At 69.7% G+C, this 13,815-nt stretch carries 14 protein-coding genes; 3 read left to right on the top strand and 11 right to left on the bottom strand.

What is annotated here, in order from left to right; translation table 11 throughout:
* Window positions 1-53: 53 nt before the first annotated feature.
* From VHU88_18305 to VHU88_18280, 6 genes are all read right to left on the bottom strand, one after another.
* The gene (locus VHU88_18305; protein ID HEX3613647.1) at window positions 54-986 is read right to left on the bottom strand and encodes an NADP-dependent oxidoreductase; all 933 of its coding nucleotides are present in this window, start codon (window positions 984-986) and stop codon (window positions 54-56) included.
* A 100-nt stretch (window positions 987-1,086) separates the two neighbouring features.
* Complete coding sequence (locus tag VHU88_18300; protein HEX3613646.1) at window positions 1,087-1,317, bottom strand: hypothetical protein; 231 nt, start codon at window positions 1,315-1,317, stop codon at window positions 1,087-1,089.
* Window positions 1,318-1,999: 682 nt separating this feature from the next.
* Complete coding sequence (katG, locus tag VHU88_18295; protein ID HEX3613645.1) at window positions 2,000-4,180, bottom strand: catalase/peroxidase HPI; 2,181 nt, start codon at window positions 4,178-4,180, stop codon at window positions 2,000-2,002.
* 50 nt (window positions 4,181-4,230) lie between these two features.
* Complete coding sequence (locus tag VHU88_18290; protein ID HEX3613644.1) at window positions 4,231-4,683, bottom strand: Fur family transcriptional regulator; 453 nt, start codon at window positions 4,681-4,683, stop codon at window positions 4,231-4,233.
* Between the two features lie 345 nt (window positions 4,684-5,028).
* Entirely contained in the window at window positions 5,029-5,529 is a 501-nt protein-coding gene (locus VHU88_18285) for a hypothetical protein (GenBank protein ID HEX3613643.1), read from the bottom strand.
* Window positions 5,526-7,952 (bottom strand): molybdopterin-dependent oxidoreductase, encoded by a 2,427-nt coding sequence (locus VHU88_18280; GenBank protein ID HEX3613642.1) that lies wholly within the window; start codon window positions 7,950-7,952, stop codon window positions 5,526-5,528. The genes VHU88_18285 and VHU88_18280 overlap by 4 nt, the downstream gene beginning before the upstream one ends.
* Between VHU88_18280 and VHU88_18275 the strand changes: the two genes are divergently transcribed.
* Together VHU88_18275 and VHU88_18270 are read left to right on the top strand one after the other, a co-directional pair.
* The gene (locus VHU88_18275; protein HEX3613641.1) at window positions 7,951-8,088 is read left to right on the top strand and encodes a hypothetical protein; all 138 of its coding nucleotides are present in this window, start codon (window positions 7,951-7,953) and stop codon (window positions 8,086-8,088) included. The two genes, VHU88_18280 and VHU88_18275, sit on opposite strands and share 2 nt — an antisense overlap.
* 35 nt (window positions 8,089-8,123) lie before the next feature.
* Window positions 8,124-8,636, top strand: a complete 513-nt coding sequence (locus VHU88_18270) for a MarR family transcriptional regulator (protein ID HEX3613640.1) — start codon at window positions 8,124-8,126, stop codon at window positions 8,634-8,636.
* Window positions 8,637-8,874: 238 nt separating this feature from the next.
* Here VHU88_18270 and VHU88_18265 read toward each other — a convergent pair whose 3' ends face one another.
* The 4 genes from VHU88_18265 to VHU88_18250 form a co-directional block, all read right to left on the bottom strand.
* Window positions 8,875-9,369, bottom strand: a complete 495-nt coding sequence (locus VHU88_18265) for a hypothetical protein (protein ID HEX3613639.1) — start codon at window positions 9,367-9,369, stop codon at window positions 8,875-8,877.
* Window positions 9,370-9,497: 128 nt separating this feature from the next.
* Entirely contained in the window at window positions 9,498-9,893 is a 396-nt protein-coding gene (locus VHU88_18260) for an isoamylase early set domain-containing protein (protein HEX3613638.1), read from the bottom strand.
* A 673-nt stretch (window positions 9,894-10,566) separates the two neighbouring features.
* Entirely contained in the window at window positions 10,567-10,836 is a 270-nt protein-coding gene (locus VHU88_18255; GenBank protein HEX3613637.1) for a hypothetical protein, read from the bottom strand.
* A gap of 318 nt (window positions 10,837-11,154) precedes the next feature.
* Window positions 11,155-11,862, bottom strand: coding sequence for a DUF72 domain-containing protein (locus VHU88_18250; protein ID HEX3613636.1), 708 nt, complete (start codon window positions 11,860-11,862; stop codon window positions 11,155-11,157).
* Window positions 11,863-12,245: 383 nt separating this feature from the next.
* On the opposite strand from VHU88_18250, the gene VHU88_18245 reads away from it, so the two are divergent.
* A complete protein-coding gene (locus VHU88_18245) occupies window positions 12,246-13,391 on the top strand; it encodes a glutathione-independent formaldehyde dehydrogenase (GenBank protein ID HEX3613635.1) in 1,146 nt (381 codons plus the stop codon).
* Between the two features lie 250 nt (window positions 13,392-13,641).
* Here VHU88_18245 and VHU88_18240 read toward each other — a convergent pair.
* Window positions 13,642-13,815, bottom strand: a 174-nt coding sequence (locus VHU88_18240; GenBank protein ID HEX3613634.1) for an ornithine decarboxylase, incomplete at its 5' end; no start/stop codon positions are given.

Raw genomic sequence — 13,815 nt, 5'->3', positions numbered from 1 at the left:
GGCGGCGGCGCGTCGCGCCTCGGGCCCCACGATGCAGTTCAACAGCCGACGGGTCAGGTTCGGGTGGTCCGGTTCAGGTCGATGACGACCTTGCCGAGGGTGTGTCCCGACTCGACGGCCCGCAGTGCTGTGGGCGCCTCGTCGAAGGGGTAGGTCTGCAGGACTTTCGGATCCGCTTTTCCGGTGGCCACCAGTTCGGCCACGGGTTCCAGGCCGGCCCCGGTGGAGATGAGGAACGTTCCGCCGAGTGCTTCGACGCCGGGGTCGACGATCGAGACGATTCTTGCCGGGTCGCCGACCAGGTTTGCCACCGCGTTCAGCGCGTTTCCGCCCACCAGGTCGATGAGCGCGTCGGGGCCGTCGGGCAGGAGCTCGCGGACGCGGGCTGCCACATCGCCGTTGTCGTGGGTCACCAGGGTCGCGCCGAGGCTTTCGGTCAGGCGCCGTTTGGCCTCGCTGCCGATGCCGATCACTGCGGCGCCGCGGTCGCGGGCGAGTTGGGCGGCCATGACTCCGACGCCGCCGCCGATGCCGTTGATCAGCACGGTGTCCCCGGCGTGGAGCTTCACCCGGTCCAAGGCCTCCCAGGCGCTGGATCCGGCCACCGGCAGGGCGGCGGCCGCGACGAAGTCCAGGTTCACCGGTTTGTGGGTGGTGGAGGCGGCGAGCAGGACCGCGTGTTCGGCGTAGGTGCCGTGCTCCGGGGCCGCCCTGCCCATCACCTCGTCACCGACGGTGAATCCTTCGACGTCACCGCCGACCGCCGTCACCGTGCCCGCGGCCTCGCTGCCCAGCACCATCGGGAATGCGGGGGTGGCGGCCGGGTCGGCCCTCATTCCGGCGCGGACCTTGAAATCGACCGGGTTGACCCCGATCGCGTGAACCTTGATCACCAGCTCGCTCGGCCCCGGCGTCGGTTCGGGACGGTCGAACCAGATCTCGTTCTCCGGACCGCCGTAGGCGCTGTAGCCGTATGCCTTGCTCATATTTCTGCCTCTCAGTCGTCCGTGGTCCGCAGCTACCCGACGCGGCAAGATCGAGGCAGGCCCAGTGTCCGGCCTCGATTGCACCGCACCCCGGTTGGCCCTAGCGGGCGCCCTCCTCGACGCTCTGCTCCAGGGACGGGGCGCTCGGGTCTCGCGGCGTGAACGGGGCGTCGATGATCGGGTGGTCGCGCGGATCGGGTTGTTCGGCGGCGCGTTCCGGGTGTCCGCCGGCTCGCACGTCGCCCTGCGGCTCGTCTCCCTCGCCGGTCGACTTCGCCGACCCCTCGTTCACGCCTTCGGGTGTGCTCAAATCCGCGGTGGGCTCGGTCATGTCGACCCGCTACCCGCCTCGGGCTTCGGGAACCCCGGGCAGCGGGGCCGACGCGGCCCGGCGCCGCGACCGTGCCGACGGTTCGGTGCGCAAGCCCCGCGAGGCTGCGGCGGCCGACCCGGCACTGTGCAACAGGCTGGCGAAGCCCTTGAGCGATTTCGGACAGCGGATCGCCCTGGTCCTCGGGCATCAAGCACCACGACACCACCGGCATCGATGCCGCCCAGAATGACCTGAACACCACCGAGGCTCACCTCCGCCGGCTTCGGGATCCTGGTCAAAGAGGACGACAACCCGAAAATCTGACCCCCGCGGTGCAACTGACGATCGGTCAGAAGTGAGGGGTGATCAGTCTGCTCTGCGGTAGCGGATGTGGGTGCTCAGTGGTGAGTGCAGGACCTCGACGGGTTCGAAGCCGGAATTCTCGACTCCGTCGAACATCCGCTCACCGGAGCCGAGCAGAACCGGTGGCAGGTGGTTCCCTGCACGCAACCCCCGGATTCGCGACACGCCTACTGATGCGGCATCGGCGATGCACCGAGCGGGATCCAATCCTCGCCGGACGCCGACGCCGCGTCTCACTGACTTACCGTCAGATATGGCGAGGCCCGGGTCGGCCGGAGAGCCGACCCGGACCTCGAGGTCGTTGCGGTCGCGGTAGCGGCCGGTGGTGCAACCAGGATCAGCGGTGCAGGTCGTACCGGTCGAGTTCCATGACCTTGGTCCAGGCCGCGGCGAAGTCGTGGGCGAACTTTCCCTTGGCGTCGTTCTGGGCATATACCTCGGCGATCGCGCGGAGCGAGGAGTTGGACCCGAAGACCAGGTCGGCGGCGGTGGCATCGGCGACGACCTGGCCCGTGGCGCGGTTGCGTCCCTGGTAGAGGCCCTCGCCGGTGGAGGCCGGCGCCCACTCGGTGCCGACGTCGAGCAGGTTGACGAAGAAGTCGTTGCTCAACGTCCCGACCTTTTCGGTGAACCGGCCGTGCGCGGAGCCTCGGTGGTTCGCGCCGAGCACCCGCAGGCCGCCGACCAGCACGGTCATCTCCGAGGCGGTCAGGCACAGCAGGTTCGCCTTGTCCAGCAGGTGCACCTCGGCCGGCATCTTGTCACCGGCCGGGTAGAAGTTGCGGAAGGCATCGGCCTTCGGCTCGAGCACAGCGAAGGAATCGACGTCGGTGAGTTCCTGGGTCGCGTCGGTGCGACCCGGCCGGAACCCGACGGTCAGCTCCACACCGCCGTCCCTGGCCGCCTTCTCCACGGCCGCGGTCCCGGCGAGCACGATCAGGTCCGCCAGCGAGATCTTCGTCGCGCTGCCGGCGTTGAAGTCGGCCTGGATCTCCTCCAGCGAGGCGAGCACCTTGGTCAGCTCCGTCGGGTCGTTGACCTCCCAGCTGCGCTGCGGCTCGAGCCGGATGCGCGCACCGTTGGCGCCGCCCCGCTTGTCGGTGCCGCGGAAGGTGACTGCCGAAGCCCAGCCAGTCGAGACCAGCTGCGGAACCGTCAGCCCGGAGGCGAGCACCTTGGCCTTGAGCGCCGCGACGTCCGCCTCGGAGACCAGCGGGCCCTCGTGGGCCGGGACCGGGTCCTGCCACAGCTGCGCCTGCGGGACCCACGGGCCGAGGAAGCGGGTGATCGGGCCCATGTCGCGGTGCAGCAGCTTGTACCCGGCCTTGGCGAATTCGACCGCGAGCTCTTCGGGGTGCTCGTGGAAGCGGCGCGAGATCGGCTCGTAGACCGGGTCGAAGCGCAGTGCCAGGTCGGTGGTGGCCATCATCGGCGCGTGCCGGATGCTCGGGTCGTGCGCGTCCGGGACGGCGTCGGCAGCGGCGCCATTGGCCGGTTTCCACTGATTGGCACCGGCCGGGCTGGTGGTCAGCTCCCACTCGTGGCCGAAGAGGGTGTCGAAGAAGCTGCTGTCCCACTGGGTCGGGGTCGGCGTCCAGGCGCCCTCCAGACCGGAGGTGACGGTGTCGTAGCCCTTGCCGACGCCGTTCTGGTTTGCCCAACCCAGGCCCATGCTGTGCACCGGGCAGCCCTCGGGCTCCGGGCCGACCAACGCCGGGTCGCCGTTGCCGTGGGCCTTGCCGAAGGTGTGGCCGCCGGCGATCAGCGCCACGGTCTCCTCGTCGTTCATCGCCATCCGACCGAAGGTCTCGCGGATGTCATGTGCGGACTTCAGCGGGTCCGGGTTGCCGTTGGGGCCCTCCGGGTTGACGTAGATCAGGCCCATCTGCACCGCGCCCAGCGGGCCGGTCAGGTCGCGCTCACCGCTGTAGCGCTCGTCGCCCAACCAGGTGTCCTCCGGACCCCAGAAGACCTCCTCGGGTTCGAAGACGTCGGGACGACCGAAGGCGAAACCGAAGGTCTCGAACCCCATCGACTCCAAGGCCACGTTGCCGGCCAGCACCAGCAGGTCCGACCAGGAGACGGCGTTGCCGTACTTCTGCTTGACGGGCCAAAGCAGCCGCCGGGCCTTGTCCAGGTTGCCGTTGTCCGGCCAGCTGTTGAGCGGGGCGAAACGCTGCTGGCCCGCGCCGCCGCCGCCGCGGCCGTCGTGGATGCGGTAGGTACCCGCGGCGTGCCAGGTCAGCCGGATGAACAGCGGGCCGTAGTGACCGTAGTCCGCCGGCCACCAGTCCTGCGAGGTCGTCATCACCTCGGTGATGTCCCGCTTCAGGGCCGCCACGTCGAGGCTCTTGAACGCCTCGCGGTAGTCGAAGTCCTGGCCCAACGGACCGGGCTTGGACTGGTGCCGGTGCAGCACCGACAGGTTCAGCTGGTTCGGCCACCAGTCCTGGTTGGACCGCGGCCGGTGCTCGGTGGCCTTGGGGCCGGCAAGGGCTGGATTCTCGCTGTCAGACACGGAGGTCCTTCTTCCTGTCTCGCTGCGTTTTCGGGGGCGATGTTGCAGATTCAGGCGGTTCCGGAGGCCAAGCAGGCGGGGCAAAGGCCCCAGTAGATGACCTCGGCCTCCTCCAGTGCGTAGCCGTGGTCGTCGGCGGCGGTCAGGCACGGTGTCTCGCCAACGGCGCAGTCGACATCGGCGATCACGCCGCACGACCGGCACACCACGTGATGGTGGTTGTCCCCGACCCGGGACTCGTAACGCGCAACGGATCCCGCGGGCTGGATGCGCCGCACCAGTCCCACGGCGCTCAGGGTGTTCAGCGAGTCGTAGACGGCTTGGTGCGAGACATCGGGCAACTCCCTGCGCACCGCGCGCAGGATGGATTCGGTGTCGGCGTGCGGATTGGCGCGCACGGCGCCGAGCACCGCGAGCCGCGGCCGAGTCACCCGCAACGACGCCTCACGCAGAAGTTGCGGGAAATCCATGGTTGCGGCCACTCCGCCATCCTTGTAGATCATTCCTGACCTGGTCAAGAATGGTGACGAGGTCGGGTCGGGGACGGGAGTACACCCGACGCGGGGCAAATTGGCGAATGGCTCCTCGAGCAGGTCGGCTACAAGATTCTCGCCGTGCCGGTCCTGCGCGCGGCTGCACTTCTGCGCGTAACGGGCTGACCCGAACCGACCACGGGGCCCATCCCAAACCTGAACCGCAACCCGCCCAGCGATGCTTGATCGACACTTGATCGGTACGGCGCTGGGGCCTTGCGCGTCGATCGAGGCCCTGCGCCGCGAGCTCGCCGAAGGAGCCGGACTCGGGCCGACCGCTGTCGCGTGCGGGTCGCCGAGCCGGCGCGGGCGGACTCACCTCGCCGCGGTGAGCACCTGCGGGCTGATTGTCTTCAGGGTGGCGTTGCACCAGGTCGCCTGCCGAAGGGTCCGTGCCTGACACTGCGTCACTACTTCCAGCAGCTCGCTGTCGCGGGTCGCCTGCGCCCCTTGGCCGAGCATCGTCCACAGCACCGCGTTGCCTTGCGCCTGCAGGTACAACTGGCGCAAATCGCGCAGCAGGAGCAGGCCGCCTTCCTTACCTCGCCCCGGTACTTCGGCGGATTTCTCCCGCAGGACCTCCACGGCAGGCGACGGTCCGACAGGGTCTTGGTGCTGCGTGAGTTCCTTGCCGTAGCGCTCGGCCGCCGGGGCGAGGTCCTGGCGGTTGTGCAGGCTCCAGCGGGCCAGGATCGCCGCGACGTGCACAATCTCGTGCTCGGCGTGGTGTCGCTGCGCCACCCGGTGCAACTCGCTCTCCAGCTCCACCTCGCCGTCGTGCACCTCGTCCAGCACCAGGGCGATGCCTCGGCTCACGGCGTCACCTCCTGGGCGTGGGCGCCCGCCCCGCCGGCGGTCGGGCAAGGGTCAGGGTGCACCGGCGCGGACGCGGTGTTGGTCGGGGCCAGGCACGGCTGCCCGTCGCGAGTGCGCAGCCGTACCGCGGCGGCGGCGGTCTTGAACATCGGCTGCTTGGACAGCGGGTCCCAGTCGGTGATGGTCAACTCGTTCGCCGCCCGCGGCTCGTGCTCGGGGTCGTCCCAGTAGCCGTAGTGGAAGGGCAGGAACAGCACGCCGTCGCGGATGCCGCTGATGCGCAGCCGGGCCGCGACGGTCGCCCGCGGTGAGGAGATCTCCAGCAGGTCCCCCTCCTGGAGCTGTTCGCGAGCCGCGTCGGCCGCGGACATCTCCACCCACACCGCCGGTGCGGCGGCCTGCAACTGCGGTGCGCGCGCGGTCTTGGTCCGCGTGTGGAAGTGGAACAGGGTCCGTCCCGTGGTCAGCACGTAGGGGAACTTCTCGCTAGGGACCTCGCTGGGCGGCACGAACTCGGCGCCCTTGAGCAGCGCCTTGCCCTGCGGGTTGCTCGCCCGGTACTGGGCGGGCTCGGTCGGGGCACCGGTGACCGGGTCCTTGCCGTAGGACTCGCACATGTGCGGCGCGGCGAAGCTGATGCCGTCGGTGTAGAGCCGCTCGCAGCCGTGCGGGTGCTGCGCGTTGACCGGCCACGGGATCCCCGACGGGCCGCGCAGCATCTGGTAGCTCAGCCCGGTGTAGTCGCACGGGCGCCCGGCGCTGGCGGCTTTCCAGGCTTCGAACGCCGACTCCGGGTCGCCCCAGTGGATCAACGGGTTGCCGTCGCGGTCGCGCAGATTCAGGCGGCTGGCGTAGTCGCGGAAGATGTCCAGGTCGGGCCGCGCCCGCCCGGGCGGGTCGACCGCCTTCTCCGACAGGTGCACGGTGCGGTCGGCGTTGGTGAAGGTACCGGTCTTCTCCCCCCACGTTGCGGCGGGCAGGACGACGTCGGCCAGTTCGGCGGTCTCGGTGCGGAAGATGTCCTGCACGACAAGGAAGAGCCGATCCTGGTTCAGCAGTGAACGCACCCGGCGCAGTTCGGGCAACGACACGGCCGGGTTGGTGCCGCTGACCCACAGGAAGCGGATCGACCCTTCCTCGGCGTAGCGGAACATCTGCAGCGCATGCGTCGGCGGACCCGCGTGCGGAATGGCATCCGGTTCGACGTTCCACACCCGGGCGAGGTCGGCGACGTGGGCGTCGTTGGCCCAGTTGCGGAACCCCGGCAGGTCACCGTTCGCGCCGGTCTCCCGCGTGTTCTGCGCGGTCGGCTGACCGTTCATCTGCAGGATCCCGCAGCCGGGCCGCCCGAGCATCCCGCGCACCAGGTTCAGGTTGTTCACCTGCATCGCGGCCAGGGTGGCCTGGTTGGACTGGTAGACGCCCTGCAGCACGGTGGACAGCAGTCGCTGCGCCTCACCGACCAGCCGCGCGGCAGCCTCGACGTCGGCCGCCGGCACCCCGCAGATCCGCTCGGCCACCTCGGAGGTATAGCCCGCCACGGTCTTGGCCAGGGCTTCGAAGCCGACCGTGTTCGCGGCGACGAAATCGACGTCGACCCAATCGTGCGCGATCACCTGCTGCAGCAGGGCATTGAACAGCGCCACATTGGTGCCGGGCAAGGGGCGCAGGTGAACGGTGGCCCGGCGCGCGACCTCGGTGAGCCGCGGGTCCACCACGAGCAGGCGCGGCGGTTCGGGGCCGTCGAGACGGTCCAGAATGCGCGCCCAGAGCACGGTCTGGGTCTCGGCAACGTTGTGGCCATAGAGCGCGATCGTGTCCGCGTGGTCGACGTCGGCGTAGGAGCCCGGTTGTCCGTCGGAGCCGAAGGTCTCCTTCAGCGCCTCGCCCGAGGTTGCCGTGCACAGGCGGGTGTTGCCGTCCAGGTGCGGGCAGGACAGCCCGCCGTGCACCAGAGTGGCCAGGGTGTAGTACTCCTCGAGGAACAGTTGCCCGGTGGTGTAGAAACCCAACGCCCCGGGTCCCTGCTCGGCGAGCAGGCTGTGGGTCCGGGCCACGATCAGGTCCATCGCGGTGTCCCAGTCCGTCTCCACCAAACGCCCGCCGCGGCGGATGAGGGGAGCGGTGAGCCGATCGGTGGAATGGTTGGCCTGCCAGCCGAACAGGTCCTTCGGGCCCAGCCGGCCGCGGTTGACCCGGTCACCGCCGCGGCCGCGAACCCCGACGACGCGCCCACCCGCGACCGCGATGTCCATCGCGTCGCCGTTGCTGTGCAACACCGAGGCGCTCTGCACCCAGCGCTCGACGTCGGAGTCCGTGACCCCGTCGGCCAGGTACTGGTCCACGCGGGTGGCCCACGACTGACCGGGTCCGTAGGGGGTGCGTCGACCCCACGGGTCGGCGATGCGGTCCCGCCCGGCCATGGCCATCTCCATCTGTGGTTGCGAATCGGACCTCGCCGGGTCCACCGACGACCTCGAGGTCGTCGTGGTCGAGAAGCGCGTCGACCTCGATCCGCTGCCCCACGCTGCGCCTCGCCTGCGCACATCTACCGCGTGAGTTCTACCCGTGCCCACGGCATCTATGCTCGGGGCATGAGCTTTGGCGGGGCCTCCCGAACGGTGCCTCCGGTCCCGGACGCGGACCTGGTGGAAGCGGTGTTGCACGCCAGCCGGGTATTGGTAGCCGTGGCCGTGCGTTCCCTCGCCGCTGCGCACGCCGACCTCACCCTGTCCCAGCACCGGGCTCTGGTGGTCCTGGCGACCCGTGGACCGCAGCGAGTGCGGGACCTCGCATCCCTGTTGGGCGTCAACAGCTCCACCGCCACCCGCCACTGCGATCGCCTGGAGAGCCGCGGGCTCGTCCGCCGGGACAGCCCGGGGCAGGACCGGCGTGCGGTGAATGTGTCGATCACGACGCCCGGCCGCAGCTGTGTCAGGACGGTGAGCCGGGCCCGCTGTCGTGAGATCCACGCGATCCTGGCCACGATGTCCGGTGCGGAACGGAACTCCTTGCTGGTCGCGTTGCGTTCCTTCGCCGCAGCCGGTGGGGAGGTCCCCGAACAGAACTGGTCCTTCGGGTGGGACGAGACACCCGCCGCCGGATGAGCGACATCACCCCGTAGAGGCGCTCGGCTCAGCACATGTTGAGGTTCACGACCTTGGCAGGCCCGGGCTGTGGTTGTTCTCGCCCGGGTTGGTCCGCAACCTCGTCCTGGCTTGTGCCGGGTTCACTGACGCGCCGGGCGCGTTCGCCGGTGTGCCGCGGTGTCCGTCGGCGTGGCCGTCGCGGGTCTCGGGTACCGCCCTGAGCAGGTTGCGGGTCGGCCAGGCCGCCTCGCAGGTTTCAGATCAGGAACTGGAACAGTGGGCCGGCCGGGTCGACCTGTTCGACGTTGATGGGCGCTGCGCGCATCCGGGCGAGCAACGCGGGGGCGTCGCCGGGGCGGGCCAACTCGATGCCGACCAGGGCGGGGCCGGTCTCGCGGTTGTTGCGCTTGACGTATTCGAACAGTGCGATGTCGTCCTCGGGGCCGAGGACCTCGTCGAGGAATCTGCGCAGGGCACCGAATTCCTGGTGGAACTCGACGAGGAAGTAGTGCTTTCGGCCCTCGTGCAGCATCGCGCGTTCGATGATTTCCGCGTAACGGCTGATGTCGTTGTTGCCGCCGGAGAGCACGCAGACCACGGTCGTGCCCGGTTCTACGCCGGAGATCAGACGACCGGTCAGGGCGGCCGGTGCCAGCGCCCCGGCCGGCTCGGCGATGATCCCGGCCGAGCGGCCCCCAGCACCGGCACCGCGGTGTCCACCGACTCCGTGGCTCGCCCGGCGAAAGGCCATCCGACCGCCGCGGCCCGCCCCACCCAGCCACCGCCGCGGGGGTCGCTCGGGGTACGGAAGCGGTGGGCTCGTTGTCGATCGGTCACGGAGTGATTCTCGGGCCCGGGGTGTCGGGCTGCGGAATCCGCTCACTCCGGGGTCGCGCCGGCGATGGGGGCGGACACACTCAACTGCCCGCTCGGTACGGCGGCGGAGGCGGTGAGGTCCAAGACGCTGTCGTGCCCGCCGTGCTCGTTCTCCTCGTAGGAATGCGCTGCTTCGTCGTTGAACCATTGCCCGTCCTCGGACAGGTACCGGAACCGGTAGCGCCGGCCCGGCGGCAGTTCCAGGACGGCGGCCCAGGTGCCCTCGTCGGACTCCTCCATCGGAGTGAGCCGGGGATCCCAGTCGTTGAAATCGCCCACCAACGAGATCCGCCGTCCGGTAACTCCCGGTTGCTTGGTCCGGAACGCCACCGTGGTGGTGCCCTGCCCCGGGTCGTCGGGTCTGCGCTCGGTGTTCAGTCTCTCAGAAATACTGATCATGAAGCCTCCTCGGTAGCCGGTTCGGCTCCGGACCACTACCCGGCCGCGGTACTCCATCCGGCCGACCCGGAATGTAGGTGAGGCTGCGGCGATGATCATGTCCCGGCACGAACGACGGGCCCGCGTGGGCAGGGTCCGAGCCGCACGCAGTTCGACTCTGGACAAATGCTGCATCCTGCAGACGGTGAGCACCAGTGCCCTGGCGCTCCCGGCACGGGCCAGAATGCTGAGCGCGTGCCGGCGGGCGTGTTCGTCCAGCACCGCCACCCCGGCGGCCTGCAGCACGCACACCCGTTGCAGGTCGACGAGCAGGTGCCCACCGGTGGGGGACCACCTGCTGAAACGCCGTACGCAGTAGGGGGGCCGTGAGCTGATCGAACTCGCCGGCCAGCACCAGTCTCTCCGCTGGGCCCGCCCTCGATCCGCAAGCGCCATGCGTCCATCGCCGCTACCTCCGCGGATCGATGCTCGCGCAGACAGACACCGGGTCCCCGGCGCCGGCGGCGTACCGGTCGGCCAATCTGTCCCTTCCGAAATCTATTGTAATTAGAACAGATAATCGCAGGATGCTGTCAAGGGTGGAGCTGTCGATGATCGGCGGACAAGGGGTACGGCATCCCCGGCCTGTCGATGTGCCGCAGCCGCAGCCGGGGGCGCCGGCCCAGCGGCGTTCCTACCCGTGGCCCAGCGCTCGGGCGAGTTCGTCGCGGCCCATCTTGGAACGCCCGGGTAGGTCGCGGTGCTTGGCCTCCTCGTAGAGTTCCTGGCGGGTTTTCGGCGTCGCGCCACCGGTGCGCTTGCGTTGAGCCACGGCGGCGCCCTGCTTACCGAGCGCCGTGCGGGTTTTTGCCGGCATGTTCGCGATCGAGTGCTTCTTCTGGGCTCCAGCGCGCGCCTTCTCGACATTCTTCTTCGCGGCCCGGACCTGCTTCTCACTGGCCATGGGTGGCTCCTCCTGGTTCGCCATGATCGGTTGAGGGTGCCCTTGCGGCGGCGTCACCAAGGGTCGGTACACGCCTGCGTGGCGTACTACCCGAGTGCCGGGAAACACAATCGATCCGGTGACAACGGCACGGCGCCGGTGAGCCGGTCGCGACCTGGCCCGGGCCTCGGATGCGGCGAACGCCGCCGCCCTTCGAGCGGGCGGACCCGTCGACGCTGATTGCGCATCAGATTCCAGCCCAGCAACCCGATCAGGACCCGGTGAACCTCCGGTGGTCCCCTATCTGTTGACTTGCCGCCTGGACGGCGGCGCACGGCTTCACGTCGTCAGTGCCTGCAGGCGTCGGGCATCGCGGACGGCGGCGGCGCCTGGATCATTGTTGGTGAAGACGAACGCGTCGGGGCATTCGCGCAACCGCCGGGCCCAACGGCGCAGGTCCCGATCCTGATACGCCCAGTCGAGGCGGCCGTGGTGCAACCTCAGGTAGCACCAGGAGGTCGTGCGCCACAACGGGCCGACTGACCTGCCGTTGCGATCGGACCAGACCAGGGCCGCCCGGTGGTCGATCAACACCTCCCGCGTTGCCTTGCGGAACCAGCTTCGGTCCCGCGGCTCGACGGCCACCCGGACGTCAGGGGGGAATGCCGACAGGGTGCGCTCCAGATCCTCCGGCCGCGCAGGCATGTTCGGCGGAAGTTGCAGCAGGACCGGACCGAGCAGGCCGCGTTCCCGAAGCGGAGCCACCCGTTCCAGCAGCAACGCGACCGGGTCCTGCGGGTCGCGCAGGCGGCGGACGTGCGTCAGATACCGACTGACCTTGATCGCGGCCAAAAACCCCTGCGGTAGGGCTTGCGCCCAGCGATCGACGGTGGCCTGGCTCGGCAGCCGGTAAAAGGTGTTGTTGATCTCGACGGTGTCGAAGCATTCGACGTAACGGCCCAACCATCGGTCGCGGGCCAGACCGACCGGGTAGAACGACGGGCGCCAGTCGTCGTACTGCCAACCGCTGGTGCCGATCCGGATCATCCGCTTTTCCTCACCTGGCCTGTCCCACCGCTGCGAGGCGATCGCATGGCACGCGCGAGGATGAGGTCCGCCGCCGGGCGCGCGTGCCGGCTCCGGCGACCGGGACCAGCTCCGGGTTCTCCCTGAATCGGCAACTCCTGCGTTTGGACTACCCCGCCGGCCGGCTGCGACACAGCAGCTTGCGGCCCGGGGAGATTCCGGGACCGTCGCGGTTCGGCCACTGTCCGGACGCGGGCCCGGTCAGCTCCGCGCGGCCCCGGTGCGCGTGAATGGCTCGGCGTCCAGAGCCAGGACGCACAACCGCACGCCGGAGCCGGCGTGAGGTCGCGAGTCCCGGGCAGGGCGCAGGAAAAGCAGTCGAACAAGGGAAAGGAACCCACATCATGAAGGCATTGGTCTTTCGAGGTCCCTACGACCTGAACGTGGAAGAGGTCGAGGACCCGCGCATCGAGGCCCCCGCGGACGCGATAGTGCGGATCACCACGGCCAACATCTGCGGTTCGGACCTGCACCCCTACGAGGGGCGCGCCGAGTTGGACCCAGGAATGGTGCTCGGGCACGAGAACATGGGCATCGTCGAGGAGGTCGGGCCCGGGGTTAATCGCGTCAAGGTCGGGGACCGCGTCTCGGTGCCCTTCAACCTGTGCTGCGGAACCTGCCGGAACTGCACCGACGGATGGACCTCGGCGTGCCTGCGGGCCAACCCCTCCGGTCAGCCCGGTGCCGGCTACGGCTACCCGAAAATGGGCCCCTACCTGGGTGGCCAGGCCGAGCTGCTGCGGGTCCCGTGGGCCGACGCCAACCTGCTGGAACTGCCGGCCGGAACCGAGAACGAGAACGACTTCGCGCTGCTGTCCGACATCTTCCCCACCGGCTACCACGGCACCGAACTGGCCGGGGTCGCGCCGGGCCACACCGTGGCGATCTTCGGCGCGGGCCCCGTCGGGCTCATGGCAGCATTGAGCGCGGACCTGCGTGGGGCGGCCCAGACCTTCGTGGCCGACTTCCACCCCGACCGGCTGGCCCTCGCCCGAAAGCTCGGCGCGACCGCCGTCGACGTGTCCAAGGAGGACCCGATCGAGGCGATCATGGAGCACACCGACGGATTCGGGGTGGACGCCGGGGTCGAGGCCGTCGGCTACCAGTCCCACGACCCGGCCGGGCAGGAGCATCCGCAACTGGTCATGGACAACCTGGTCTCCGTGGTCCGCGCCACCGGTCGGATCGGTGTCGTGGGCGTCTACGTCCCGCAGGACCCGGGTGCCGTCGACGAGCAGGCCGGGGACGGCCGGATCGCCTTCGACTTCGGCAGCGCCTTCAGCAAGGGCCTGAGCATCGGTACCGGACAGTGCCCCGTTCGCCGGTACAACCGGTACCTGCGAGACCTGATCATCCGAGGTCGGGCCAAGCCGTCGGTGATCGTCTCCCACGAACTGCCCCTGGAGGAGGCCCCGGCGGCCTACGCCAGCTTCGACAAGCGCGAGGACGGCTGGACCAAGGTCCTGCTGCGTCCGGGCCAGCACGCCTGATTCCTGGCACAGGCGGAGTCACATGCGTGACGGTACGTCCGGGCGGGCATTCGCTGACGGTGCCTCAGATCGCTCGCGCCGCCCGCTTTGTCGCGCCGCCGGTGACGCAATGAAAGTCGGGCCGGTCCCGCGCCGGTGGACTGCCGCGGGACCGGGCCCGACCTGCGGGGCCGTTTGCGGTGCGGCCGCCCCGCCTGGACCGGTGTCGCCAGTGCTCAGTTCGTCGGGCCCGCGCACACCCGCAACCGGGTCAGGCCACCACCCGCAAGGTCGCGAGGGAGGAGTCGACGGCGTCGGGGACCAGCATGCCTGCTGCCACGCCGGTGGCCAGGTAGTCCAGGACCTGCGCGGTGATGACCTCCCCCGGCGCCACGGCGGGCACGCCCGGGGGGTAGGGGCTGAGGATCTCCGCGGCAACGCGCCC

The organism is Sporichthyaceae bacterium (assembly GCA_036269075.1).
GTDB lineage: Bacteria > Actinomycetota > Actinomycetes > Sporichthyales > Sporichthyaceae > DASQPJ01.
Note: the sequence above shows the minus strand (reverse complement) of the source record. Positions and strands in the feature narration are given on the sequence as shown.

Excerpts from the sequence above, each read along its gene's own strand:
- VHU88_18265 (HEX3613639.1), bottom strand. The coding sequence starts at position 9,369 with ATGGCCTTTCGCCGGGCGAGCCACGGAGTCGGTGGACACCGCGGTGCC.
- VHU88_18250 (HEX3613636.1), bottom strand. The coding sequence starts at position 11,862 with ATGATCCGGATCGGCACCAGCGGTTGGCAGTACGACGACTGGCGCCCG.
- VHU88_18260 (HEX3613638.1), bottom strand. The coding sequence starts at position 9,893 with ATGATCAGTATTTCTGAGAGACTGAACACCGAGCGCAGACCCGACGAC.
- VHU88_18290 (HEX3613644.1), bottom strand. The coding sequence starts at position 4,683 with ATGATCTACAAGGATGGCGGAGTGGCCGCAACCATGGATTTCCCGCAA.
- VHU88_18270 (HEX3613640.1), top strand. The coding sequence starts at position 8,124 with ATGAGCTTTGGCGGGGCCTCCCGAACGGTGCCTCCGGTCCCGGACGCG.
- VHU88_18280 (HEX3613642.1), bottom strand. The coding sequence starts at position 7,952 with ATGGCCGGGCGGGACCGCATCGCCGACCCGTGGGGTCGACGCACCCCC.
- VHU88_18300 (HEX3613646.1), bottom strand. The coding sequence starts at position 1,317 with ATGACCGAGCCCACCGCGGATTTGAGCACACCCGAAGGCGTGAACGAG.
- VHU88_18275 (HEX3613641.1), top strand. The coding sequence starts at position 7,951 with ATGGCCATCTCCATCTGTGGTTGCGAATCGGACCTCGCCGGGTCCACC.
- VHU88_18255 (HEX3613637.1), bottom strand. The coding sequence starts at position 10,836 with ATGGCCAGTGAGAAGCAGGTCCGGGCCGCGAAGAAGAATGTCGAGAAG.
- VHU88_18245 (HEX3613635.1), top strand. The coding sequence starts at position 12,246 with ATGAAGGCATTGGTCTTTCGAGGTCCCTACGACCTGAACGTGGAAGAG.
- VHU88_18305 (HEX3613647.1), bottom strand. The coding sequence starts at position 986 with ATGAGCAAGGCATACGGCTACAGCGCCTACGGCGGTCCGGAGAACGAG.